Here is a 20,967-nt window from a genome sequence, read left to right as displayed (position 1 = left end):
CAGGGCCGGACAAAGTCGCCATCGGCTCTCTCGGCCGCGGCGTTTTCGTATTGCGCAAGCTGAAAACACCGCCTTGACGCTCCCCGAATGCTCCTCTACAAAGACACATGACGTTCAGCTTTCAGGTTCCCACAGCATTGGCGTATTTCGAATCGCTGGTGCAAAGCGACGACCACTTTCCGCTGCTCGAGGCTGCCGCCAGCCTTGCACAGGACGAATACCCCGACCTCGACGTGCAGCAGGTGCTCGGCGACGTCGACCAACTGCTGGCCCGCCTCAAGCGCCGGCTGCCCGCCGACGCCGCGCCGCTCGCCCGCCTGCGCGCGCTCAACCAGTTCTTCTTCAATGACCTGAACTTCGGCGGCAACGTCAACGACTACTACGACCCGGACAACAGCTACCTCAACGCCGTCCTGCGCACGCGCCGCGGCATTCCCATTTCGCTGGCGGTGCTGTGGATGGAGCTGGCGCAGGGCCTGGGCCTGCAGGCGCGCGGCATCGGTTTTCCGGGGCACTTCATGCTCAAGGTCACGCTGCCGAAGGGGCAGGTGGTCATCGATCCCTTCACCGGCAAGTCGCTCTCGCGCGAAGAGCTCGGCGAGCGGCTCGAGCCGTACAAGCGCAGCAACGGGCTGGTCGGCGATTTCGACGTGCCGCTGGGCCTTTACCTCCAGCCCGCCAGCTCGCGCGAAATCATCGGCCGCATGCTGCGCAACCTGAAGGAAGTGCACCGCGCCCAGGAAGACTGGCAGCGCGCCATCGCCGTGCAAGACCGCTTGATTGCGCTGCTGCCCACCGCCTGGGGCGAATACCGTGACCGCGGCATTGCGCATGCTGAGCAGGGCAACACCGCGGCCGCGGTGCGGGACCTGGAAACCTACCTGGAGCACGCGGAAGACGCGCTGGACGTCGACGTCATTGCGGAGCGGGTGGCCGCCTTGCGCCGAGCGGCCAACTGATGAGCGCCAGGAGCGGCGTTGCCGACGCCTCCGATCTCGGCACGCTTCATGAATTTCACGGCGTGCAGCCGGTTCTGCCGGTGTCCGACGTCACGCGCGCCGCGCGCTGGTTCCGGGACATCCTGGGTTTCGAACTCGATTTCATCGCCGGCGAGCCGCCCAGCTATGCCCGGGTGAAGAAGGGCGACCGCACCTATGGCGATCCGGTCTACCTGCGCCTGTGGCAATGCAACACGCGCGGGGCCGCACCCTGGCGCGGCGAAATCGTGATCCACGTGGGCAAGGACATCGACGGCCTGCACGCCGCCTATGTGAAGCGCGGCGTTACCGTGGTCGAGCCGCCCGCGTCGCAGCCCTGGGGCCTGCGCGAATTCGCGATCCGCGAGCCCGACGGACATATCCTGCGCTTCTGCGGCTATTTGCCCTGAGTTTCTGATACATAAATTTACAAATGGACCGGCGCCAACGTGTCGATCCGGCTTCCGCTCGTCCGACGTGTGAACAGGAGCGCGCAGTTTTCAGTGCCTCCGGCTTCATTCAACAACTTTCAGGAGAAACGACATGCGATTCATGGTTCTGGTCAAGGCCAACAAGGATTCCGAAGCGGGCGTGATGCCCAGCACCGAAGTGCTCACGGCCATGGGCAAGTTCAACGAGGAGCTGGTCAAGGCCGGCGTGCTGCTGGCGGGCGAAGGGCTGCATCCGTCTTCAAAGGGTGCGCGCGTGCGCTGCGAGGGCTCCAAGCGCACGGTGATCGACGGCCCCTTCGCCGAGACGAAGGAACTGCTCGCGGGTTTCTGGCTGCTTCAGGTCAAGTCGAAGGAAGAAGCCATCGAATGGATCAAGCGCAGCCCGTTCCAAGAGGGCGAGATCGAGATCCGCCAGGTGTTCGAGGCCTCCGATTTCGGCGACTCCATGACGCCCGAACTGCTGGCGCAAGAAGACCGCCTGCGCGCCGAGACCGAGGTTCGTGCCAAGGCCGGCAACTGAGCCAAGAAACCGCGTCAAGGAGACCTGCCATGCGATTCATGCTGCTGATGATTCCCCACGGCTACGAAACAGCCGCCCCCGGCACCATTCCGGACGACGTCGAAGCGGTCGGGGCCATGATGGCCTACAACGAGTCGATGCAGAAGGCCGGCATCCTGATCAGCTGCGACGGCCTGCATCCGCCCTCGATGGGCGCACGCGTAAGCTTTCCGGGCCGCAAGCCCAAGGTGGTGGACGGCCCCTTTGCCGAAGCCAAGGAAGTGCTCGGCGGCTACTGGATCATCGACGTGCCCTCGCGCGCCGATGCGATCGAATGGGCCACGCGTTGCCCCGGCAGTGAAAACGAGGTGATCGAGGTCCGCCAGATCCAGGAGATTGCCGACTACCCGCCCGACGTGCAGGCCCTGACGGCCGAGATGGCGTCGATGCAGGCGGTCAAGAAGACCCAGGCATGAGCCCTCGCCCGGCCTCTTCGAAGAGGGCTCCCGCCGCAGTGCGGAGCACGGAGCTTGCCCGATGAGCACCGCGCCTCCGGACCACGCCGCCATCCACCGCACCATCGAGGCGGTGTGGCGCATCGAGTCCGCGAAGATCATCGCCACCGTTGCGCGCATGGTGCGCGACGTGGGCCTGGCCGAAGAGCTGGCCCAGGACGCGCTGGTCTCGGCCCTGGAGCAATGGAGCGAAAATGGCGTGCCCGACAACCCCGCCGCCTGGCTCACCGCCGTGGCCAAGCGCCGCGCGCTCGACCGGCTGCGCCATCGGCAGATGGCCGAGCACAAGGCCGGCGAGATCGGCCGCGAGCTCGACGCACAGCACGCAATGGCGCAAGCCGATTTAGCCGAAGCGGTCGATGCCGCGCTCGACGACGACATCGGCGACGACCTGTTGCGGCTGGTGTTCACGGCGTGTCACCCGGTGCTTTCGACGGAGGCGCGTGTGGCGCTCACGCTGCGCCTGATGGGCGGCCTCACGACGGACGAGATTGCCCGAGCTTTCCTCGTGCCCGAGGCCACGGTGGCGCAGCGGATCGTGCGCGCCAAGCGCAGCCTTCTCGAAGCGCGCGTGCCGTTCGAGGTGCCGCGCCGGCACGAGCTCGAGGCGCGGCTCGCCTCGGTGCTCGAGGTGCTCTACCTGATCTTCAACGAAGGCTACTCGGCCACGGCGGGTGACGACTGGATGCGGCCCGCGCTGTGCGACGAAGCCATGCGCCTCGGCCGCATCGTGGCCGAGCTCGTGCCCGATGCGTCGGAAGTGCACGGCCTGGTGGCGTTGATGGAAATACAGGCGTCCCGCACGGCGGCCCGTATCGGCCCGTCGGGCGAACCGGTGCTGCTGCTGGAGCAGAACCGCGCGCGCTGGGACCACATGCTGATTCGCCGCGGCCTGGCGGCGCTCGCGCGTGCGGAGGCGCTCGGCGGAGCCTTGGGGCCCTATGCCTTGCAAGCGGCTATTGCCGCTTGCCACGCCCGCGCGCGGACGGCCGGCGAGACCGATTGGTCCCGCATTGCGGCGTTGTACGACGCGCTGGCCGAGCTTTCTCCGTCGCCTGTCGTCGAGCTCAACCGCGCCGTGGCGCTGTCCATGGCGTTCGGGCCGGCGACGGGGCTGGAGGTCGTGGACGCGCTGCTCGGCGAGCCCGCATTGCAGGGCTATCACTTGCTGCCGGCGGTGCGCGGCGACCTGCTTTTCAAGCTGGGCCGCCACGACGAGGCGCGCAAGGAATTCGATCGCGCCGCCGCGCTTACGCGCAACACGCGCGAGCGGACGCTGCTGCAGGCGCGGGCACGCGCCTGCCTCCTTCCGCCTGCCTGACTGCGCTGCCTTGCTAGGCAGTCGGCGCAGGCGTGGCAGCCGAAGGCGAGCCCGGCAATCCGAACTGATGCCACGCGCGCCGCAGTTGCGTGTCCGAGCCGAAGCCCGAAATTTCCGCCGCCCGCGTCACGCTCGCGCCCGAGGCCAGCGCGAGCTGTGCGGCCGCCAGCCGCAGCCGGCGCAGGTAGGCCAGGGGCGCCACGCCCGCGTGTTCCACGAACAGTCGCGTCAGGTGCCGCGCCGAGGTGTGGGCCACCTCCGCCATGCGAGGCACGTTCCAGTCGGCCTGGGGCTGCTCGCTGACGGCGTCCTGCACGCGGTGCAGGGCGGCATGCAGATGGTTCCGGTATGCAAGAAAGGGCGAAAGCTCCGGGTCGTGCGGGCCGCGCCGCTGCGCCACCACCATCGTCTGCGCCACCTGCGCCGCGAGCGCTTCGCCGCACACATCCGCGATGCGGTGCAGCACCAGGTCGATGCCGGTCGTGACGCCCGCGCTGCTGTAGACGGGCGGGTCGATCACGAACACGCGGTTGGCGACCACATCGCAGCGCGGCTCCACCGCGCGCAGCTCGTCCAGGTGATGGTGGTGCGTGGTGGCGCGCCGGCCGGAGAGCGCGCCCGCATGCGCCGCCAGCAGGGCGCCGGCGCACACGGTAACCAGCTCGAGCCGGCCGCGTTCGAAGCGCTGGCCGCGCAGCCAGTGCAACAGGTCTTGCGTCTCGGCGTTGTCGATCGCGATGACGTCGCCGGGCAGCCCGACCAGCACCAGCCACGCCGGCCCGTGCCATTGCGCCGGCAAGGGCGCAAGGTTGGCAAGCGCCACGCCCACCGAGCCGACGGAGGTGGGCCGCGGGCTCGCGAATTCGATCTCGAAGCGCTCCGGCTGGCCGGCGGCGCGCAGCCGCTGGTTGGCGATGCGCAACGCCTCGGCGGGCCCAGCCCAGTCGAGCACCAGGCTGCCCGGCAGCAGCACGAACACTACGCGGATGGGGTGCTGCTGCTGGAGGTCCATGCGTAGTCCATCTGGCGCGCCGTGCGTTCGGCCAGCGCGCGGCCGGCCAGCCGCTCGACCAGGTACAGGCTCATGTCGATGCCTGCGCTGATACCCGCGGAGCTGACGACGCGACCGCTGTCGATCCAGCGTTCGCCCTCGCGCACATCCAGCAGCGGAAACTGTTCGCGCAGGTCTGCAATGTCTTCCCAGTGGGTGGTCACGGCCTCTCGCGTGACCACGCCGCTTTTTGCGAGCAGGAACGCGCCCGTGCATACCGAGGCGACCAGCTGTGCGCCGGCCGCGCATTCCGTAATCCAGCGCAGGGTGGCGGCGCTTGCCATCGGCGCATCGACCACGCCGCCGGGCACGATCAAGAGGTCGGCCGCGGGGTTGCCGGCCAGGTCGTGGTCCGCCAGCAGGCGCAGGCCGGCTCGTGCCTGCACGGGCTGGCCCGCGCTTGCGAGCGCCACGGAGGCGACCTCGAACGGCGCCTCCGTGCCGGGATTCAAACGCTGGCTGACGCGGCTTGCCGTGGTGAACACCTCGAAGGGGCCCGCAAAGTCGAGCGCCTCGATGCCGTCGAAGGCAAGGATCAGTACCCGCAACGTCATGCCGCCACGGTCTCGGCGGAGAGGGCGCCGGCGCGTTCGAGCGCCTGTGCCACGGTGCAGACGGTGGCGAACCGGCCATCCAGCACAGCCGCCGTGCGGGCCTTGATGTCGGCCACGGCAAGCGGGCGGCCGTCGGGTTGCACCATGTCGAAAGTGAGCGTGGCCTCGGTCACGTAGTCGACTTCCCAGCCCAGATCGGAAGCATGGCGCGTGGTGGTTTCGCAGCATTGCTCGGTGCGGATGCCGCTCACGATCAGCCGGCCGATGCCTTGCTGCGTGAGCCAGATGTCGAGCCCGCTGTTGACCAGCGCGCTGTGGCGGTGCTTGGTGAATGTGGCCGCGGCTTCGAATGCCGCCAGGCCTTCGATCGGCCGCACCAGGCCCGACTCGACGGCGAAGGGGTGGCTTGCGAGGGCAGGCTCATCGACATGGAAGACCCGCACGATCGGAATGCCGGCGGCCGCGCAGCCTTCGATCAGCGCGTTCTGGGCCGCGAAATAAGGCCGCGCAACTTCTTCGGACCAGTAGGCGCGCTGGCGGAAGGATTCCTGCGCGTCGATCACTATCAGACACGATTTCATGGGTATGGGGCTCGAAGGGCGGAGTGAATGATGCCCCTATTCTTTTGTGCCGCCAGCCCGTGGTCCGCGCCAAAGCGGACCAGAACCGATCAAATCAGGACATTGGAGCTAGACCAGGCCGGCGGCCTGCAGCTCTTTCTTGAGGTAAGCGTAGAAAAGTGGCGCCGCCACCAGCCCGGCCGGGCCGAACACCGCCTCGGCCACGAACATCACCGCCAGCAGTTCCCACACCCTCATCTGGGTGCGGCTGCCGACCACCTTGGCGTTGATCACGTATTCCGCCTTGTGGATGATGATGAGGAATACGAGGCAGGCCAGCGCCGTGATCGGCGAGACGGATAGCGCCACCAGCGTGATAACCGCGTTGCAGACGAGGTTGCCCACGATCGGCACCAGGCCGGCCACGAAGGTCAGCGTGATGAGTGCCGGCGTGTAGGGCAGGTGCGGCCCCCAGAGCGGCAGCAGGAACAGCAGGAAGATGGCAGTCAGCAGGGTGTTGAATGCCGCAATCCAGAACTGCGCCGCAACGATCTGCCCGAACGCCTCGCCGAAGATTGTGATGCGGCGGTACAGCTGCGCGGCCAGGGGCCGGCGCTGCAGCGGCGACGGCGCAATGGCGGCCAGCCCGCCCACGATGAGGCCCACATAGGCAAACAGCAGTCCGCCCAGCCATGCGCGCCCGGCCAGCGCCAGCGAGCCGGCCTGCGCCCGGAGGTAGTTGGCCACCACGCGCTGCACCTCGGCCGCGCCCTCCGGCAGGTAGACCGCAATTTCGGGCGGCAGCTTGAGCCGCAGTTCCAGCACCGTGCGGGCCGTGTAGTCGAGCAGTTCGCGGTATTGGTCGGGTGCGTCGACGATGTACTCGCGCGCTTGCGACAGCCCCACCGAGATCAGCGCGATGGGCGCCAGCAGCACCAGCGTGACCGCCAGTACCCGCGCCAGCACATCGGCACGGGCTTGCGGCAGCCTTGCCCGGCCCAGGCCGCCGCCGATGAGGCGCGCGAACCGGCGGGTGGCGAGAAAGCCGATGCATACGCACAGCAGCCCCGGCAGCAGGTGCTGCCACATCACCAGCAGCAGGGCGGCCGGCATCAGCAGGTAGCTGGCCAGCACCACGTTGCGCGAGGCGGGCTGTGGTTTGGTGTCGATGTTGACGACGAGCGGTTTGGACATCAGGCTCCGGGTGCTGCGCTTGTTGCGAGACTCGGAAGGAAGATCAGCCGACCACCACGGCGGCGCCGGTGCCGCGTTCGGCGATAGTGCCGATCTCGTACACCGCCTCACCCGCCGTGCGCAGCGTGGCGGCGCAGGCGGCCGCTTCGGCGGCGTCGATCACCACCACCATGCCGATGCCGTTGTTGAAGGTGCGGTTCATCTCGATGTCGTCGATGCCGGCCACCTTTTGCAGCCAGGCAAAGAGCTCGGTCTGCGGCCAGCTGCCCTTCTTGAGGTGGGCCGCCGTACCTTCGGGCAGCACGCGCGGAATGTTCTCGAGCAGCCCGCCGCCGGTAATGTGCGCCAGCGCCTTGATCGGGTGCTTGGCCAGCGCTTCGAGCACCGGCTTCACGTAAAGGTGGGTGGGCTCCATCACGGCCTGGCGGAAGGGCTTGCCGTCGAGCGTGGCGGGCAGGTCTGCGCCGGCGCGTTCGATTACCTTGCGCACCAGGCTGAAGCCGTTGGAATGCACGCCGGCCGAGGCCAGGCCCAGCACCACGTCGCCGGGCTTGACGTTCTGGCCGGTGAGGATTTTCGATTTTTCGACCGCACCGACCGCAAAGCCCGCCAAGTCATATTCGCCGGCGGGGTACATGCCGGGCATTTCGGCGGTTTCGCCGCCGATCAGTGCGCAGCCGGAGATCTCGCAGCCGCGGGCAATGCCGCCGATCACGGCCGCAGCCGTGTCCACGTCGAGCTTGCCGCAGGCAAAGTAGTCAAGAAAGAACAGGGGCTCGGCGCCTTGCACCAGCACGTCGTTGACGCTCATGGCCACCAGGTCGATGCCCACGGTGTCGTGCATGTTCCATTCGAAGGCCAGCTTGAGCTTGGTGCCCACGCCGTCGGTGCCGCTTACCAGCACCGGCTCCTTGTAGCGCTTGGGCACCTCGAACAGCGCGCCGAAGCCGCCGATGCCGGCCAGCACGCCTTCGCGCAGGGTCTTCTTGGCCAGGGGCTTGATGCGGTCGACCAGGGCGTCGCCGGCATCGATATCGACACCGGCATCCTTGTAGCTGAGCGGGGTGGGCGTAGGGGAAGTCATGGTCGGACGGTGTCGAGAAAGGGACGGGAAGGAGGCGAAGAGGTGGAGGCGCCGGTAACCGAAGCGGCCGGGCCGATAGAATTCCTCACGATTTTAAGGGCCCCAGCGGCCCCTTCCATGAACCTTCCCGGGATGAAACAGCTCGCGCTCGATATCGGCATTGCGACGGGCCCCAGCTTCGACGCTTTTTTTGCCGGCCCGAACGAGGCGGCGCTGCGGCACCTGCAACTGTGGGTGGGCGGCGCCGGCAATTCGGTGCCGCACTCTCCTGTGCCTACCTATCTGTGGGGCGAAGGCGGCAGCGGCAAGACCCATCTGCTCGAATCGGTGCGTGTCGCACTGCGCGAGCAGGGCGCGAGCGTGGGCTGGCTGCACGCCGGCCTCTTGGAGCCGCCCGAGTTCGACGAGCGCTGGGGCGCCGTGCTGCTCGACGACGTGCACCTTTACACCGCCGTGCAGCAGCACGCGGCCTTCAACTGGTTCGTCAACGCGCAAACCCTGCAGCGCGGGGTAGTGGCCGCCGGCGCCCTGCCGCCGGCCGACCTGTCGCTGCGCGAAGACCTTCGCACCAGGCTGGGCTGGGGCCATGTGTTCCACCTGCAGGTGCTGAGCGAAAGCGAACGCCGCGCGGTGCTGCGCCAGGCGGCCGATGCGCGGGGCGTCATGCTGTCGGACGACGTGCTCGACTACATGCTGCACCGCTTCAGCCGCGACCTGGGCAGCCTGATGGAACTGCTCACGCAGCTCGACGGCTATGCCCTGCAGACACAGCGCGCGATCACGATCCCGCTGATCCGATCCATGCTCGAAAACGAATAAGAAGAGCTTCAACCAACAATGATCAAGAAATTCATCGACAAGCTGCTCGGCAAATCCGCCGGCGGCGCACAGGGCAAGAGCCGCTTCGGCAAGCGCCAAGAGGTGCCTGCGGAGGTTCACAAGATCGATCCGGCCCTGGTCGACGAACGCGCGAAAAACGTGGTCACCACGCTGCAGCAGGCGGGCTACGAGGCCTATGTGGTGGGCGGCGCGGTGCGCGACCTGCTGCTGGGCCTGCGCCCGAAGGACTTCGACGTGGCCACCAACGCCACGCCCGAGCAGGTCAAGTCGCTCTTCAGGCGGGCCTTCATCATCGGGCGGCGCTTTCGCATCGTGCACGTGGTGTACGGCCGGGGCCGCGAACACGAGGTGATCGAGGTCTCGACCTTTCGCGCCTACATGGACAACGCCGCCGCCGAGCAGGTGGCCGGCAACGAGCGCACCAGCAAGGGCGAGCTCGCAAGCATGAAGCATGCGGTGGACGCCAGCGGCCGCGTGCTGCGCGACAACGTCTGGGGCCCGCAGGAAGAAGACGCGGCCCGCCGCGACTTCACCGTGAACGCCATGTACTACGACCCGGCCAACCAGATCGTGGTCGACTATCACAACGGCATCAAGGACGCGCAGAAGCTCACGCTGCGCATGATCGGCGATCCGGCCACGCGCTACCGCGAAGACCCGGTGCGCATCATTCGTGCCATTCGCTTCTCGGCCAAGCTCGCGGCGCTCGGCTTCAAGATGGAAGCCAAGACGGCCGCCCCGCTGGTCGAGTCGAGCAAGCTGCTGGCCGACGTGCCGCAAAGCCGCCTGTTCGACGAAATGCTCAAGCTGCTGCAAACCGGCCACGCCATTGCCACGGTCGAGCAGCTACGCAAGCTGGGTCTGGTCACGGGCATCTATCCGCTGCTCGACGTGGTGGTGGAGCGTGCCGATTCGCCTTTCGTGAAGGCCGCCCTGCAGGACACCGACCGCCGCGTGGGCGAGGGCAAGCCCGTGGCGCCCAGCTTCCTGTTGGCCTGCGTGCTGTGGGCCGATGTGCGCGACGGCTGGGCCCAGCGCATCGAGGGCCGGCACGGCCAGCGCCCGCAGCCGCCTTTCCCGGCGCTGCAGGACGCGATCGACGACGTGTTCAACGCCCGCATCGGCGACGTGTCGGGCCGCGGCAAGCTCGCGGGCGACATGCGCGAGATCTGGATGATGCAGCCGCGCTTCGACAAGCGCACCGGCTCCACGCCCTACAGCCTGGTCGAGCAGGCGCGGTTCCGTGCCGCCTTCGACTTCATGCGGCTGCGCGCCGACGTGGGCGAGGTCAGCGAGGCCATTGCCGAGTGGTGGCAGGAGTTCAGCACCGCCGACGACGTGCGCCGGCAAGACCTGCTGGAGCAGGTGCGCGACGAACAAAAGACCCGCCAGCGCGTGCGCACGCGCGACCCCGTGGCGCCGAAGCCCCGCGGTGAACCGGCGGCGCGCCAGCGCCTGGCCGACGCCGAGCCGCGGCAGGACGACGACGAGGCGGAAGCGGAAGTCGAGGCCGGTGCCGTGCCGCCCGATGGCGAAGCGGCCGCACCGCGCAAGCGCCGCCGTCGCCGCAAGCCGCGCACTGGCGGTGGCGGTGAGGGCGGCGGCAGCGCCGAAGGCGCATGAGCACGTCCGACCTGCCGAAGGACGGCAAGAAGAGTTCCAAGACCAGTGACAAGGCCAAGGCCGCTCCATCGCGCGCGGGCGGTGCCAGGCCCCCGCCGGCCGGCGCCAGGAAGGGCCCGCCCGGCACCCCTCCTGCGCGCCGTGCGCCTGTCCGCGCTCCCACGAGTCGCCCGCGCGGCCCGCGCGAGGACTACCCCACCGTGCAGGCCTTCGTCGCCATCGGCGCCAACCTGGGCGATGCAGAGGCGGCCGTGAAGGCCGCCATGACTGCGATCGGCGCGTTGCAGCGGACCCAGGTGACGGCCCGTTCATCGCTCTATCGCAGTGAGCCGGTGGATGCCGAAGGCCCCGATTTCATCAACGCCGTGGTGGCCGTGCGCACCGGCCTGGACGCCGAGCAGTTCCTCGTGGCGTTGCAGCGCCTGGAGACGCAGGCCGGCCGCGAAAGGCCATTCCCCAATGCGCCGCGCACGCTCGATCTCGACCTGCTGATGCACGGCAATTCGGTGATCGACACGCCGACCCTGACCCTGCCGCACCCCCGCATGCGCGAGCGCGCCTTCGTGCTGAAGCCGCTCGCTGAAATCGCGCCCGACAAGGTGCCGCGCGCTGCGCTGGCACGCGTCACAGGCCAGGTGGTCAAGCGCATCGTCTGAAGAAGGCGGCCGTGCTGCTTTACGTCCTCGATCTCGCCGGTGTGGCGGTCTTCGCGGTCAGTGGAGCACTGGGGGCCGGCCATGCGGGCCTCGACTGGCTGGGCATGGTGGTGATCGCCTCGGTTACGGCGGTGGGCGGCGGCACGCTGCGCGGCGTGTTCACCGTCCGGCTGGTACTGCGCTTGCCGGGCTGAAATCGCGGCCGCCCGGCGGCCTGAAAACCGGTCCGGACAGGGTCGGACCGGCGCGCCCGTTAAACTTCGTCGGTTTTTCATGAAGGCGTCATGAAATTGTGATTGACGCGCCCCAGGAGTTCCAATGTTCGGCAAGCTGCTGCCCCGCGAGGGGAATTTTTTCGAGATGTTCAACCAGCACGCCGAGCGCATCGTCGAAGCGGCGCGGGCGTTCGAGCAACTCGTTGCCAATTACAGCGACGTGCACCTGCGCGAGCAGTACAACCGCGACGTCGACAACGCAGAGCGTGCGGCCGACCGCGTGACGCACGACGTCAACCGGCTCATCCACAAGACTTTCATCACGCCCATCGACCGCGAGCAGATCCACAAGCTCATCAATACGATGGACGACGTGGCCGACCTGATCCAGGACTCGGCCGAGACCATGGCGCTGTACGACGTGCGGCACATGACCGACGAGATCGTGCGCCTCACGGCCCTGAGCGTGAAGTGCTGCGACCGCCTGAAGGACGCCGTCAAGTTTCTCGGCAAGATCGCTGATCCGGCGGTGGCCGAGGCCACGCTGAAGACCTGCGAGGAAATCGACCGCCTCGAATCCGACGCCGACCGTGTGATGCGAAGCGCCATGAGCAAGCTGTTCCGCGAGGAGCCCGACGTTCGCGAAGTGATCAAGCTCAAGGCAATCTACGAATTGCTCGAGACGATCACCGACAAATGCGAAGACGTGGCCAACGTGATCGAGGGCATCGTCCTCGAGAACTCCTGAGCGGTAGCGATCGATGGCAACGGTTCAGGTCGCCCTCTGGGTGGTGATATTGCTGGTCGCGCTCGCGATCGCCTTCGACTTCATGAACGGCTTCCACGACGCGGCGAATTCCATCGCCACCGTGGTGTCGACCGGTGTGCTCAAACCGGGACACGCGGTGCTGTTCGCGGCCTTCTTCAACCTGATCGCGATCTTCATCTTCCACCTGAGCGTGGCGGCCACGGTGGGCAAGGGCATTGCCCAGCCCGGGGTGGTGGATGTGCACGTGGTCTTCGGCGCGCTCATCGGCGCCATCAGCTGGAACCTGGTGACCTGGTACTACGGCATTCCCAGCAGTTCGTCGCATGCGCTGATCGGCGGCATCGTGGGCGCCGTGATCGCGAAGACCGGTGCCAGCGGCCTGGTGGCCACCGGCATCTGGAAGACAGTGGCCTTCATCTTCGTTTCGCCGTTCCTCGGGTTCGTGCTGGGTTCGATGATGATGGTGGTGGTGGCCTGGGGCTTCCGGCGCGCGACCCCGTCGCGGGTCGACCGGTGGTTCCGGCGGCTGCAGCTGGTTTCAGCCGGCGCCTACAGCCTGGGCCATGGCGGCAACGATGCGCAGAAGACCATCGGCATCATCTGGATGCTGCTGATTGCCACCGGCTATGCCACGGCCGGCGACGCGGCGCCGCCCAACTGGGTCATCGTGAGCTGCTACGCCGCCATTGCCCTGGGCACCATGTTCGGGGGCTGGCGAATCGTGAAGACCATGGGCCAGAAGATCACCAAGCTCAAGCCCGTGGGCGGCTTCTGCGCCGAAACCGGCGGTGCGCTCACGCTGTTCCTGGCAACGGCGCTGGGCATTCCCGTGTCGACCACCCACACCATCACCGGCGCCATCGTCGGCGTGGGCTCCGCGCAGCGCGCGAGTGCCGTGCGCTGGGGCGTGGCGGGCAACATCGTCTGGGCCTGGATCTTTACGATTCCGGCGTCGGCTTTCGTGGCCGCAATCGCTTACTGGCTCAGCCTGCAGATTTTCTGAGGCCGGCAGAGCTGGCGCGCGCCGGCTACTGCGAGATCTTCCGGCCTTCTTCGACCTGGTGTTCGAAGTAGCGCTGAAAGCTGAACACGATGCTGGCCATGAGCACGGTGCTGCCGAAGAAGAGCGCAAGTACCACCGCGCCAATGGTGGCCCAGTTGGTACGGCCCGGCTCGGCGTCCGGCGGCGCGCCGGCGTTGAAGCGGGCGTTCCACTTCTCGGGCGTCATGAGGCCATAGATGATGGCCATCAGCGCGCAGCCCGCAATGGTGAAGCCCAGCAGCGGAATCAGCACCCAGCTCCAGCCGTCGTCCACGCCGTACATGCGCACGCGCTCCATGCCATAGAGGCCCAGCGCCGTGGGAATGGGCAGCAGCCAGCCGAGCCAGTCGCCCATGCCGCGCAGATAGAAGCGGTGCAGGCCCAGCGGGCCGCCCAGGAAAGAGAGCCAGGCGGCAATGGTCTTGTTTTTCATTCGGGTTTGGTGGTGCTGCCTTCGCCGAGCACTTTTTCCATCAGGACCACATCGCGCCACTCGCCGAACTTCCAGCCGCAGTCCTTGAGCACGCCCACGTGCGTGAAGCCGTTGCGGCGGTGCACGCCTACGGAGCCGGCATTGGCCGAGTCGCCGATGACTGCGATCAGCTTGCGAACGCCGGCCGCTTCAGCGGCTTGCGAAAGCGCCGCCAGAAGCTGCCCGCCAAGACCTTTGCCGCGCGCAGCTTCGGACATGTAGATCGAGTCTTCCGCCGAAAAACGGTAGGCCGGGCGCGGCTTGAACCAGTTGCAGTAGGCAAAACCCAACACTTTTCCATTTTCTTCGGCAACAAGGTAGGGCAGGTTCTTGGTGAGCACATCGGCACGCCGCGCAGCCATGTCGGCGGCAGAGGGGGCTTCGGTTTCAAAGGTGCCGGTGCCGTTCAGCACGTGGTGGGCATAGATGGCCGTGATGGCCGCGATGTCTTCGTCGCGGCTCGGGCGGATGGTGAGGGTCATGCAAGTCGCAAGCAAACGGCGCAAAGGCCGGAATTCGGAGAAAACGCAGGTCGGGCTATAATCGCAGGCTTTTCAGCGTGTCGCTGGCCGGGTGGCCATGTCGCGTGTCTCGACGTTGAAAGAACACTGTGAGCGGGCTTCTTGTTTAGATAACGGGCTTGCTGCACCACCCAAGGATAAATCATGGTCGTCATTCGACTCTCCCGCGGCGGCTCCAAAGGCCGTCCGTTCTTCAACATCGTCGTGTCGGACAAGCGCGTTCGCCGCGATGGCCGTTTCATCGAGCGCCTGGGTTTCTACAACCCGATCGCCAAGGAAAACGAAGAAAGCATCCGTATTGCCCAGGATCGCCTGGCCTACTGGAAGAGCGTCGGCGCACAAGCTTCGCCCACGGTCCTGCGCCTGATCAAGCAAGCTGCTGCCGCGGCCCCCAAGGCGGCAGCCTAAGCTGCCCGGCACGGCGATGTTGCCCGCACTCGAAGCCGCCGAATTGCCGGCGGATGCGATCGAGGTAGGACGCATCGCCGATGCATGGGGCATCAAGGGCTGGTTCAAGGTCCTGCCCCACAGCGCCCAGCCCGAGGCGCTTTTTTCTTCCAAGCGCTGGTTCCTGCAGGCTCCCGGAGCCTCGGCAACCGCGGCTTTCCGGCTCGCAATCCGCGAAGCCAAAGAACATTCCGACTGCATCGTCGCATCGTCCGAAGACGTGCCCGACCGCAATGCGGCCGAGGCGCTGCGCGGTGCGCGCGTGTTCGTGCCGCGTTCGAGCTTCCCGACGGCCGGCGACGACGAGTACTACTGGGTCGACCTGATCGGCCTTTCCGTGGTCAATCGCGAAGGCGTCACGCTCGGCACGGTGCGCGAGCTGCTCGCCACCGGCCCGCAGACCACGCTGGTGCTCACGGCCGAAGAAGATGGCAAGACCATCGAACGCATGGTGCCGTTCGTCTCGGTCTTCGTCGACAAGGTCGACCTGGCCGGCCGGCTGATCACGGTCGACTGGCAGCCCGATTTCTGATTCCGCCGATACGGGCCTTGCGCGCATGCGCTTCGACGTCCTCACGCTCTTTCCCGAACTGTTCGCGCCCTTGATGGCCAGCGGCGTGACGCGCCGCGCCTACGAGTCGAAGCAGGTCGAGGTTGTGCTGTGGAACCCGCGCGACTTCGCACAAGGCAACTACAAGCGTGTGGACGATCGGCCCTTCGGCGGTGGCCCCGGCATGGTGATGATGGCGGAGCCGCTTTCCGCCTGTCTCGACGCCGCGCTGGCCGCGCGCGGGGCGCAAGCGCCGGTGGTGCTGTTTTCTCCCATCGGCGAGGCGCTTCGGCATGAAGCGGTCGAGCGCTGGTCCGCCAGCGAGGGCGCGGTACTTGTCTGCGGCCGCTACGAGGGCATTGACCAGCGCTTCATCGACACGCGCGTCACCCATCAGATCAGTCTCGGCGATTTCATTCTTTCGGGTGGCGAAATTGCCGCCATGGCGCTGCTCGACGCAGTGGCCCGGCTGCAGCCCGGTGTGCTGGGCGACGAAGCCAGCCACGTGCAGGACAGTTTCAACCCTGCGCTCGACGGCCTGCTCGACTGCCCCCACTACACGCGGCCCGAGCAGTGGAACGGGCAGGGCGTGCCTGCACCGCTGCTCTCGGGGCACCATGTGCAGATCGAGCGCTGGCGGCGCGACCAGCGGCTGGCCATTACCGCAGCCCGGCGCCCCGACCTGATTGCCGCCGCGCGTGCTGCAGGCCGCCTGAGCAAAGCCGATGAGACGGCGCTGAAAAAAAAGCTATAATCTTCGGTTCCCCGATCCTCTGCCCGGCCGCGTCCGGCTTTCATTGTTCACCCCTGGTGAGCACGGCAATGAAACCAACGGCGCCTTTTGTGTAGCGCGAGCACGATCGAATATCAGGAAATCATGAACCTCATCGAAACCCTCGAGCAGGAAGAAATCGCCCGCATCGGCAAGAAGATCCCCGATTTCATGCCCGGTGACACGGTCATCGTCAGCGTGAACGTCGTCGAAGGCACCCGCAAGCGCGTGCAGGCCTACGAAGGCGTCGTGATCGCCAAGCGCAATCGAGGCCTCAACAGCGGATTCACGGTGCGCAAGATCTCCAGCGGCGAAGGCGTGGAGCGTACGTTCCAAACCTACAGCCCGCTGATCGCCGGCATCGAAATCAAGCGCCGCGGCGACGTTCGCCGCGCCAAGCTGTACTACCTGCGCGACCGCAGCGGCCGTTCGGCACGCATCAAGGAAAAGCTGCCGGGCAAGTCGCAGGCTGCCAAGTAAGCACTGCCTTCTGCCTTGCAAAAAGCCGCCGCTCTGGCGGCTTTTTGCGTTGTGGCGCCGTGCATGCTTCTTGCGGTCTTTCTGCAAAAAGACAGCGCCGCTTTTTTAAGCTCTACTCCTTGACTGAAACTCCAGCACTTGACCGACTCCACCGCTCCCATGCAATTTGCCCCCGTCGAACCCGTCAATGCCGTGGTGCCGCCCACGCTGCTGCCGATCGATCCGCGCAAGGCGCCTGTGGTCGGCGGTCCTGATGGCCTGCCTGCCGTGGCACCCGCGCAGCTGATGCCCGATGCCCTGCGCAGGCGCTTTGCCACGCCGCCGGAGTGGACGCCCGAGCTGCGGCGCGAGCCGCGCCTGACCGACCGCGCCCCTGCGCAGGCGGCCGTGCTGGTGCCCATTGTGCAGCGCCCGCAAGGCGCGGCCGTGCTGCTGACGGAACGCACCGCGCACCTGTCGAATCATTCGGGGCAGGTCGCATTTCCCGGCGGCCGCGTCGATCCGGAGGACGCGAACATCGCGGCGGCTGCGCTGCGCGAGGCCTGGGAAGAAGTGGGCTTGTCCGCCCATTTCATCGAGGTGCTTGGAAGCCTTCCGACCTACACGACCGTCACCTCGTTCGTCGTGACACCCGTGGTCGCGCTGGTGAAGCCGGACTTCGAACTCACCATCAATCCCTACGAAGTGGCACTGGCCTTCGAGGTGCCTCTGGCCTGGCTCATGGACCCGGCCAATCACCGCCGCCACACCGTGCCCGCACCGGACGGCACGCGGCGCGAGTGGTACTCGATGCCCTACCAGGACGGCGCCGAAGAGCGCTTTGTTTGGGGTGCCACCGCCGGCATGCTGCGCAACCTCTATCGTTTTCTCTCCGCCTGACCTTCGCCTGAACCGGGATCGCCCGGGCGCTCTCGCTATCATCGAAGGATGAGCTTCTTTGCCATCCTGTGTGCGTTGCTGATCGAGCAGGTGCGGCCGCTCGCCTCTCACAACCCGGTGTATGGCGGCGTGCTGGCATGGACCCGCTGGACAAGCCGCAACTTCGATGCCGGCAAGCCGCATCACGGATGGGTGGCCTGGGGCCTGGCGGTGCTGGTGCCCACGCTGTTGACGCTGGGCATTCACTTGCTGCTGGTGTACACGCTGGGGTTGCCGTTTGCAGTTCTCTGGAGCATTGCCGTGCTCTACGTCACGCTCGGGTTCCGGCAGTTCAGCCATCACTTCACGGACATCCGCGATGCGCTCGACGAAGGCGACGAGCCGCTCGCGCGCTCGCTGCTCGCGCATTGGCAGGGCGTCGACGCGGCCGAACTGCCGCGCAGCGAAATCGTGCGGCATGTGATCGAGCATTCGGTGATTGCGGCGCATCGCCATGTGTTCGGCGTGCTCGCGTGGTTCTCGATACTCGCCGCCATGGGGCTCGGCCCGGCCGGCGCGGTGTTCTATCGCATGAGCGAATTCGTGTCGCGCTACTGGATGCACAAGAACGGCGCGGCGGTGCAGCCTTCGAGCGTTTCGGTGCAGCGTGCCGCCGAACGCGCCTGGCATGCCATCGACTGGCTGCCCGCGCGCATCACCGCGCTGGGTTTTGCCGTGGTCGGCAGCTTTGAAGAAGCGATCGATTGCTGGCGCAACGACGCGCGGCGTTTCCGGAGCGAGAACGACGGCGTGATCCTTGCGGCGACTTCGGGTGCGGTCAATGTGCGGCTGGGCGGCGGAGCGTTGAGCCCGATTCCGGTGACCGACCCTCTGCCGCGCGCGCAAGCCGGCGATTCGATGGCTGATGGCCGCCGGCTCGACAGCGGCAGCACGCCCGGCCGCGAGCCTGAGCCTGGTCATTTGCGCAGCGTTGTCGGCCTGGTCTGGCGCTCGGTTGTGATGTGGATGGTGCTGCTGGCCTTGCTCACCCTGGCTCGCCTGCTCGGCTGAGCGCCGCAACCGTCATGACCGCTGCAATACCGGCCTTCTGGAGTCCGCGCATCGGCGCGCTCGAACCCTACGTGCCCGGCGAGCAGCCGCGCATCGAAAATCTCGTCAAGCTCAACACCAACGAGAACCCGTACCCGCCGTCTCCGGTGGCTGTCGATGCGATCCAGCAGGCGGCCGCAAGCGGCCTGGAGCGTTACCCCGATCCCACCTCCCTGGCGCTGCGCGAAGCGGTCGCGCGGCGCCACGGTTTGCAGGCCGACCAGGTCTTTGCGGGCAACGGATCGGACGAAGTGCTGGCACACGCGTTCTTCGCCTTCTTCCAGCACGCCGAGCCGTTGTTGATGCCCGATGTGAGCTACAGCTTCTATCGGGTATATGCGCAGCTGTACGGCATCGATTGCGAACTGCTGCCAGTGGACGAAGGCCTGCGCATCGACGTCGATGCCATGGCGGCCAGGGCTCGCCGCGGCTGCGCGGGCGTCGTCATCGCCAACCCCAATGCGCCTACCGGTATCGGCCTGCCGATCGCGCGTATCGAGCAATTGCTCGCGGCGTGCCCCGAGCGGGTGGTGCTGGTGGACGAGGCCTATGTCGACTTCGGCGGGGAGCGCGCACTGTCGCTCGTCGGCAAGTATGCGAACCTGCTGGTGGTGCAGACCCTGTCCAAGTCGCGCTCGCTGGCCGGTTTGCGCGTCGGTTTTGCCTGCGGCCAGTCGCATCTGATCGATGCGCTCGTGCGCGTCAAGGACAGCTTCAACTCATACCCGCTCGATCGGCTTGCACTGGCGGGTGCCGTAGCGGCCATCGAAGACGAGGCATGGTTCGAGTCCACGCGCGACAAGATCGTCGATACCCGCGAAGGGCTCAGTCTGCAGCTCGAGGACCTGGGCTTCGAAGTCTTGCCTTCTCAGGCCAACTTCGTGTTTGCGCGGCATCCGGAGCGCGATGCTGCCGAACTGGCGGCGCTGCTGCGCGAGCGTGCGGTGCTGGTGCGGCATTTCAAGCAGCCGCGCATTGCGCAGTACCTGCGCATCAGCATCGGCTCGCGGGAGCAATGCAGCGTGCTGGTGCAGCGGCTGCAGGAAATCCTGGACAGGTCGTGAGCGCCAAGCTCGGTGCGCCTTCAGTAGCGCGGCTGGCTCAGCTCGGCGAAGAGCTCGCCGTAAATCTTGTAGCGCGTGGCGCTGATCGGCCCCGGCTTGGCGGGCGAATCGACGTTCGCGATCACGCCGCAGCCCGGCTCGTGCAGGTGGGTGCAGTTGTAGAACTTGCAGTCGTTCGCGTGCTCGGCAATGTCCGGCATCAAGCTCGCGAGCTGCATCGGCTCGATGTGGTTCAGCCCGAACTCCTGAAAGCCCGGCGAGTCGATGAGGCCGGTGGTGCGCGCTTCGTCCACCCAGTACCACGTGGTGCTCGTGGTGGTGTGCTTGCCTGAATTCAGCGCCTGCGAGATCTCACCGGTCAATGCCGTGGCACCCGGCACCAGCAGGTTGATGAGCGTGCTCTTGCCGGCGCCCGAGGGGCCCAGCACCAGCGTGCTTTTGCCCGCCAGCAGTTTCATGAGCGATGCGTAGTCGGCCTCGGCCGAGGCCTTGAGCGACAGCGGCAGCACGCCATGGTGCATGCGGCGATAGGGCGCAAGCTTGCTCCATGCGCGCTCGAAGGGCTCCGCCAGGTCGCTCTTGTTGAGCGCGATGATCGGGGTAATGTGTTCGGCTTCGGCGGCGATGAGTGCGCGCGCCAGCTGGTGCTCGGAGAACTCCGGCTCCGCCGCGATCAGGATCAGCACATGGTCGAGATTGGCCGCAAACGACTTGGTGCGGATCTCGTCCTGTCGATAGAAGAGATTGCGGCGCGGAACCACCTCTTCGATCGTGCCTTCGTCTTCGCTCGCTTGCCAGCGCACCTGGTCGCCGACCACGGCCTGGCTCTTCTTGCCGCGCGGATGGCAGATCAGGCGGTCCCCCGCGGGGGTTTCGACCAGGCAATGCCGCCCGTGGCTTGCAATGACCAAGCCGTCATGCAGAACGCGTGCGGATGTGCCGCCTCCCTTGGGGAGCGTGCGAGGCGGCTTAGCCAACGGCGGGTGTCCTCATCACGGCGCCGGGCTGGCCACGAGGGCGTCGGCCTGGCGTGCGCAATCGAAGTCCGTGACCGAGAGTCCGCCCACGTCGTGCGTGTTGAACCGCACAACGCAGCGGTTGTAGTGCACCGACAGATCCGGGTGATGGTCTTGGGTATGGGCGATGAAGGCCAGCGCGTTCACGAAGGCGATGGTCTCGAAGTAGTTGGCGAAGGTAAAGGTCTTCTCGATGGCGACGTCGGCGCCGTCTCCGGTGAGCTTCCAGCCGTCGAGCTTGGCCAGGCCGGAAACGATCTCGGTGGCGCTCAGTGCGTGGCGTGGAATGGCTTTCCAGTCTTTGGGCTTGAACATGCTGCTCATG

General features: G+C 66.7%; 27 protein-coding genes. 18 read left to right on the top strand and 9 right to left on the bottom strand.

Annotated elements, in window-relative coordinates; all coding sequences use genetic code 11:
- Positions 1-107: 107 nt before the first annotated feature.
- The 5 genes from V9L21_RS03540 to V9L21_RS03520 all read left to right on the top strand — a co-directional run bounded on the left by V9L21_RS03540 (position 108) and on the right by V9L21_RS03520 (position 3,764).
- A complete protein-coding gene (locus tag V9L21_RS03540; protein WP_157612858.1) occupies positions 108-959 on the top strand; it encodes a SirB1 family protein in 852 nt (283 codons plus the stop codon).
- Positions 959-1,387, top strand: a complete 429-nt coding sequence (locus V9L21_RS03535) for a bleomycin resistance protein (RefSeq protein WP_337309204.1) — start codon at positions 959-961, stop codon at positions 1,385-1,387. Before V9L21_RS03540 ends, V9L21_RS03535 begins: the two co-directional genes overlap by 1 nt.
- Before the next feature lie 133 nt (positions 1,388-1,520).
- The gene (locus V9L21_RS03530; RefSeq protein ID WP_337309202.1) at positions 1,521-1,949 is read left to right on the top strand and encodes a YciI family protein; all 429 of its coding nucleotides are present in this window, start codon (positions 1,521-1,523) and stop codon (positions 1,947-1,949) included.
- A 29-nt stretch (positions 1,950-1,978) separates the two neighbouring features.
- Positions 1,979-2,404: a YciI family protein gene (locus V9L21_RS03525; RefSeq protein ID WP_337309200.1), complete on the top strand. Its 426-nt coding sequence runs from the start codon at positions 1,979-1,981 to the stop codon at positions 2,402-2,404.
- Positions 2,405-2,465: 61 nt separating this feature from the next.
- A complete protein-coding gene (locus tag V9L21_RS03520; protein ID WP_337309198.1) occupies positions 2,466-3,764 on the top strand; it encodes an RNA polymerase sigma factor in 1,299 nt (432 codons plus the stop codon).
- A gap of 13 nt (positions 3,765-3,777) precedes the next feature.
- Here the strand turns inward: V9L21_RS03520 and V9L21_RS03515 are convergent, their stop codons facing one another.
- The 5 genes from V9L21_RS03515 to purM form a co-directional block, all read right to left on the bottom strand.
- Positions 3,778-4,776, bottom strand: a complete 999-nt coding sequence (locus tag V9L21_RS03515) for a GlxA family transcriptional regulator (protein ID WP_337309196.1) — start codon at positions 4,774-4,776, stop codon at positions 3,778-3,780.
- Positions 4,743-5,369: a DJ-1/PfpI family protein gene (locus V9L21_RS03510; RefSeq protein WP_337309194.1), complete on the bottom strand. Its 627-nt coding sequence runs from the start codon at positions 5,367-5,369 to the stop codon at positions 4,743-4,745. Before V9L21_RS03510 ends, V9L21_RS03515 begins: the two co-directional genes overlap by 34 nt.
- Positions 5,366-5,950: a cysteine hydrolase family protein gene (locus tag V9L21_RS03505; RefSeq protein WP_337309193.1), complete on the bottom strand. Its 585-nt coding sequence runs from the start codon at positions 5,948-5,950 to the stop codon at positions 5,366-5,368. Before V9L21_RS03505 ends, V9L21_RS03510 begins: the two co-directional genes overlap by 4 nt.
- Positions 5,951-6,058: 108 nt before the next feature.
- The gene (locus V9L21_RS03500) at positions 6,059-7,123 is read right to left on the bottom strand and encodes an AI-2E family transporter (protein WP_337309191.1); all 1,065 of its coding nucleotides are present in this window, start codon (positions 7,121-7,123) and stop codon (positions 6,059-6,061) included.
- A gap of 43 nt (positions 7,124-7,166) precedes the next feature.
- Entirely contained in the window at positions 7,167-8,207 is a 1,041-nt protein-coding gene (purM, locus tag V9L21_RS03495; protein WP_258504841.1) for a phosphoribosylformylglycinamidine cyclo-ligase, read from the bottom strand.
- Between the two features lie 132 nt (positions 8,208-8,339).
- Here purM and hda point away from each other — a divergent pair, with 132 nt between their 5' ends.
- The 6 genes from hda (at position 8,340) to V9L21_RS03465 (ending at position 13,313) form a co-directional block, all read left to right on the top strand.
- Positions 8,340-9,026, top strand: coding sequence for a DnaA regulatory inactivator Hda (gene hda / locus V9L21_RS03490; protein ID WP_278189369.1), 687 nt, complete (start codon positions 8,340-8,342; stop codon positions 9,024-9,026).
- An 18-nt stretch (positions 9,027-9,044) separates the two neighbouring features.
- Positions 9,045-10,670: a polynucleotide adenylyltransferase PcnB gene (gene pcnB / locus V9L21_RS03485; protein ID WP_337309189.1), complete on the top strand. Its 1,626-nt coding sequence runs from the start codon at positions 9,045-9,047 to the stop codon at positions 10,668-10,670.
- Positions 10,667-11,326, top strand: a complete 660-nt coding sequence (gene folK / locus V9L21_RS03480; RefSeq protein ID WP_337309187.1) for a 2-amino-4-hydroxy-6-hydroxymethyldihydropteridine diphosphokinase — start codon at positions 10,667-10,669, stop codon at positions 11,324-11,326. Before pcnB ends, folK begins: the two co-directional genes overlap by 4 nt.
- 11 nt (positions 11,327-11,337) lie before the next feature.
- Positions 11,338-11,520: a TRIC cation channel family protein gene (locus V9L21_RS03475; protein ID WP_337309185.1), complete on the top strand. Its 183-nt coding sequence runs from the start codon at positions 11,338-11,340 to the stop codon at positions 11,518-11,520.
- Positions 11,521-11,644: 124 nt separating this feature from the next.
- A complete protein-coding gene (locus V9L21_RS03470; protein WP_012746613.1) occupies positions 11,645-12,289 on the top strand; it encodes a DUF47 domain-containing protein in 645 nt (214 codons plus the stop codon).
- A gap of 13 nt (positions 12,290-12,302) precedes the next feature.
- The gene (locus V9L21_RS03465) at positions 12,303-13,313 is read left to right on the top strand and encodes an inorganic phosphate transporter (RefSeq protein WP_258504846.1); all 1,011 of its coding nucleotides are present in this window, start codon (positions 12,303-12,305) and stop codon (positions 13,311-13,313) included.
- A gap of 25 nt (positions 13,314-13,338) precedes the next feature.
- Here the strand turns inward: V9L21_RS03465 and V9L21_RS03460 are convergent, their stop codons facing one another.
- Both V9L21_RS03460 and V9L21_RS03455 read right to left on the bottom strand, forming a co-directional pair.
- Positions 13,339-13,785, bottom strand: a complete 447-nt coding sequence (locus tag V9L21_RS03460; protein WP_337309182.1) for an NINE protein — start codon at positions 13,783-13,785, stop codon at positions 13,339-13,341.
- Positions 13,782-14,306: a GNAT family N-acetyltransferase gene (locus V9L21_RS03455; RefSeq protein ID WP_337309180.1), complete on the bottom strand. Its 525-nt coding sequence runs from the start codon at positions 14,304-14,306 to the stop codon at positions 13,782-13,784. The genes V9L21_RS03460 and V9L21_RS03455 overlap by 4 nt, the downstream gene beginning before the upstream one ends.
- A 183-nt stretch (positions 14,307-14,489) precedes the next feature.
- On the opposite strand from V9L21_RS03455, the gene rpsP reads away from it, so the two are divergent.
- The 7 genes from rpsP to hisC all read left to right on the top strand — a co-directional run bounded on the left by rpsP (position 14,490) and on the right by hisC (position 19,626).
- Positions 14,490-14,753 carry a 30S ribosomal protein S16 gene (rpsP, locus tag V9L21_RS03450; protein WP_028259818.1) on the top strand — a complete coding sequence of 88 codons (264 nt, stop codon included), beginning with the start codon at positions 14,490-14,492 and terminating at the stop codon, positions 14,751-14,753.
- Between the two features lie 16 nt (positions 14,754-14,769).
- Positions 14,770-15,324, top strand: a complete 555-nt coding sequence (rimM, locus tag V9L21_RS03445; protein ID WP_281149661.1) for a ribosome maturation factor RimM — start codon at positions 14,770-14,772, stop codon at positions 15,322-15,324.
- A 25-nt stretch (positions 15,325-15,349) separates the two neighbouring features.
- Positions 15,350-16,096 (top strand): tRNA (guanosine(37)-N1)-methyltransferase TrmD, encoded by a 747-nt coding sequence (trmD, locus tag V9L21_RS03440; RefSeq protein WP_258504852.1) that lies wholly within the window; start codon positions 15,350-15,352, stop codon positions 16,094-16,096.
- Between the two features lie 123 nt (positions 16,097-16,219).
- Positions 16,220-16,594 carry a 50S ribosomal protein L19 gene (gene rplS / locus V9L21_RS03435; protein WP_337309179.1) on the top strand — a complete coding sequence of 125 codons (375 nt, stop codon included), beginning with the start codon at positions 16,220-16,222 and terminating at the stop codon, positions 16,592-16,594.
- Between the two features lie 159 nt (positions 16,595-16,753).
- Positions 16,754-17,473, top strand: coding sequence for a CoA pyrophosphatase (locus tag V9L21_RS03430; RefSeq protein WP_337309177.1), 720 nt, complete (start codon positions 16,754-16,756; stop codon positions 17,471-17,473).
- 48 nt (positions 17,474-17,521) lie between these two features.
- Positions 17,522-18,523 (top strand): CobD/CbiB family protein, encoded by a 1,002-nt coding sequence (locus V9L21_RS03425; protein WP_337309175.1) that lies wholly within the window; start codon positions 17,522-17,524, stop codon positions 18,521-18,523.
- 14 nt (positions 18,524-18,537) lie between these two features.
- Positions 18,538-19,626, top strand: coding sequence for a histidinol-phosphate transaminase (gene hisC, locus V9L21_RS03420; RefSeq protein WP_337309174.1), 1,089 nt, complete (start codon positions 18,538-18,540; stop codon positions 19,624-19,626).
- Positions 19,627-19,646: 20 nt separating this feature from the next.
- Here hisC and rsgA read toward each other — a convergent pair whose 3' ends face one another.
- Positions 19,647-20,603 carry a ribosome small subunit-dependent GTPase A gene (gene rsgA, locus V9L21_RS03415; RefSeq protein WP_337309172.1) on the bottom strand — a complete coding sequence of 319 codons (957 nt, stop codon included), beginning with the start codon at positions 20,601-20,603 and terminating at the stop codon, positions 19,647-19,649.
- A 15-nt stretch (positions 20,604-20,618) separates the two neighbouring features.
- Positions 20,619-20,966: a 4a-hydroxytetrahydrobiopterin dehydratase gene (locus V9L21_RS03410; RefSeq protein WP_258504861.1), complete on the bottom strand. Its 348-nt coding sequence runs from the start codon at positions 20,964-20,966 to the stop codon at positions 20,619-20,621.
- Position 20,967 lies beyond the last annotated feature (1 nt).

The organism is Variovorax sp. CCNWLW235 (assembly GCF_037204085.1).
Taxonomy (GTDB): domain Bacteria; phylum Pseudomonadota; class Gammaproteobacteria; order Burkholderiales; family Burkholderiaceae_C; genus Variovorax.
Note: the sequence above shows the minus strand (reverse complement) of the source record. Positions and strands in the feature narration are given on the sequence as shown.

What these genes read in the sequence shown, in the direction of transcription:
- rplS (WP_337309179.1), top strand. Translation starts at nt 16,220, where the DNA reads ATGAACCTCATCGAAACCCTCGAGCAGGAAGAAATCGCCCGCATCGGC.
- V9L21_RS03410 (WP_258504861.1), bottom strand. Translation starts at nt 20,966, where the DNA reads ATGAGCAGCATGTTCAAGCCCAAAGACTGGAAAGCCATTCCACGCCAC.
- V9L21_RS03505 (WP_337309193.1), bottom strand. Translation starts at nt 5,950, where the DNA reads ATGAAATCGTGTCTGATAGTGATCGACGCGCAGGAATCCTTCCGCCAG.
- V9L21_RS03530 (WP_337309202.1), top strand. Translation starts at nt 1,521, where the DNA reads ATGCGATTCATGGTTCTGGTCAAGGCCAACAAGGATTCCGAAGCGGGC.
- hda (WP_278189369.1), top strand. Translation starts at nt 8,340, where the DNA reads ATGAAACAGCTCGCGCTCGATATCGGCATTGCGACGGGCCCCAGCTTC.
- rimM (WP_281149661.1), top strand. Translation starts at nt 14,770, where the DNA reads ATGTTGCCCGCACTCGAAGCCGCCGAATTGCCGGCGGATGCGATCGAG.
- V9L21_RS03515 (WP_337309196.1), bottom strand. Translation starts at nt 4,776, where the DNA reads ATGGACCTCCAGCAGCAGCACCCCATCCGCGTAGTGTTCGTGCTGCTG.
- V9L21_RS03535 (WP_337309204.1), top strand. Translation starts at nt 959, where the DNA reads ATGAGCGCCAGGAGCGGCGTTGCCGACGCCTCCGATCTCGGCACGCTT.
- V9L21_RS03500 (WP_337309191.1), bottom strand. Translation starts at nt 7,123, where the DNA reads ATGTCCAAACCGCTCGTCGTCAACATCGACACCAAACCACAGCCCGCC.
- purM (WP_258504841.1), bottom strand. Translation starts at nt 8,207, where the DNA reads ATGACTTCCCCTACGCCCACCCCGCTCAGCTACAAGGATGCCGGTGTC.
- rpsP (WP_028259818.1), top strand. Translation starts at nt 14,490, where the DNA reads ATGGTCGTCATTCGACTCTCCCGCGGCGGCTCCAAAGGCCGTCCGTTC.
- V9L21_RS03430 (WP_337309177.1), top strand. Translation starts at nt 16,754, where the DNA reads ATGCAATTTGCCCCCGTCGAACCCGTCAATGCCGTGGTGCCGCCCACG.
- hisC (WP_337309174.1), top strand. Translation starts at nt 18,538, where the DNA reads ATGACCGCTGCAATACCGGCCTTCTGGAGTCCGCGCATCGGCGCGCTC.
- V9L21_RS03525 (WP_337309200.1), top strand. Translation starts at nt 1,979, where the DNA reads ATGCGATTCATGCTGCTGATGATTCCCCACGGCTACGAAACAGCCGCC.
- V9L21_RS03510 (WP_337309194.1), bottom strand. Translation starts at nt 5,369, where the DNA reads ATGACGTTGCGGGTACTGATCCTTGCCTTCGACGGCATCGAGGCGCTC.
- pcnB (WP_337309189.1), top strand. Translation starts at nt 9,045, where the DNA reads ATGATCAAGAAATTCATCGACAAGCTGCTCGGCAAATCCGCCGGCGGC.
- V9L21_RS03520 (WP_337309198.1), top strand. Translation starts at nt 2,466, where the DNA reads ATGAGCACCGCGCCTCCGGACCACGCCGCCATCCACCGCACCATCGAG.
- V9L21_RS03455 (WP_337309180.1), bottom strand. Translation starts at nt 14,306, where the DNA reads ATGACCCTCACCATCCGCCCGAGCCGCGACGAAGACATCGCGGCCATC.
- V9L21_RS03540 (WP_157612858.1), top strand. Translation starts at nt 108, where the DNA reads ATGACGTTCAGCTTTCAGGTTCCCACAGCATTGGCGTATTTCGAATCG.
- V9L21_RS03460 (WP_337309182.1), bottom strand. Translation starts at nt 13,785, where the DNA reads ATGAAAAACAAGACCATTGCCGCCTGGCTCTCTTTCCTGGGCGGCCCG.
- V9L21_RS03425 (WP_337309175.1), top strand. Translation starts at nt 17,522, where the DNA reads ATGAGCTTCTTTGCCATCCTGTGTGCGTTGCTGATCGAGCAGGTGCGG.
- trmD (WP_258504852.1), top strand. Translation starts at nt 15,350, where the DNA reads ATGCGCTTCGACGTCCTCACGCTCTTTCCCGAACTGTTCGCGCCCTTG.
- V9L21_RS03470 (WP_012746613.1), top strand. Translation starts at nt 11,645, where the DNA reads ATGTTCGGCAAGCTGCTGCCCCGCGAGGGGAATTTTTTCGAGATGTTC.
- folK (WP_337309187.1), top strand. Translation starts at nt 10,667, where the DNA reads ATGAGCACGTCCGACCTGCCGAAGGACGGCAAGAAGAGTTCCAAGACC.
- V9L21_RS03465 (WP_258504846.1), top strand. Translation starts at nt 12,303, where the DNA reads ATGGCAACGGTTCAGGTCGCCCTCTGGGTGGTGATATTGCTGGTCGCG.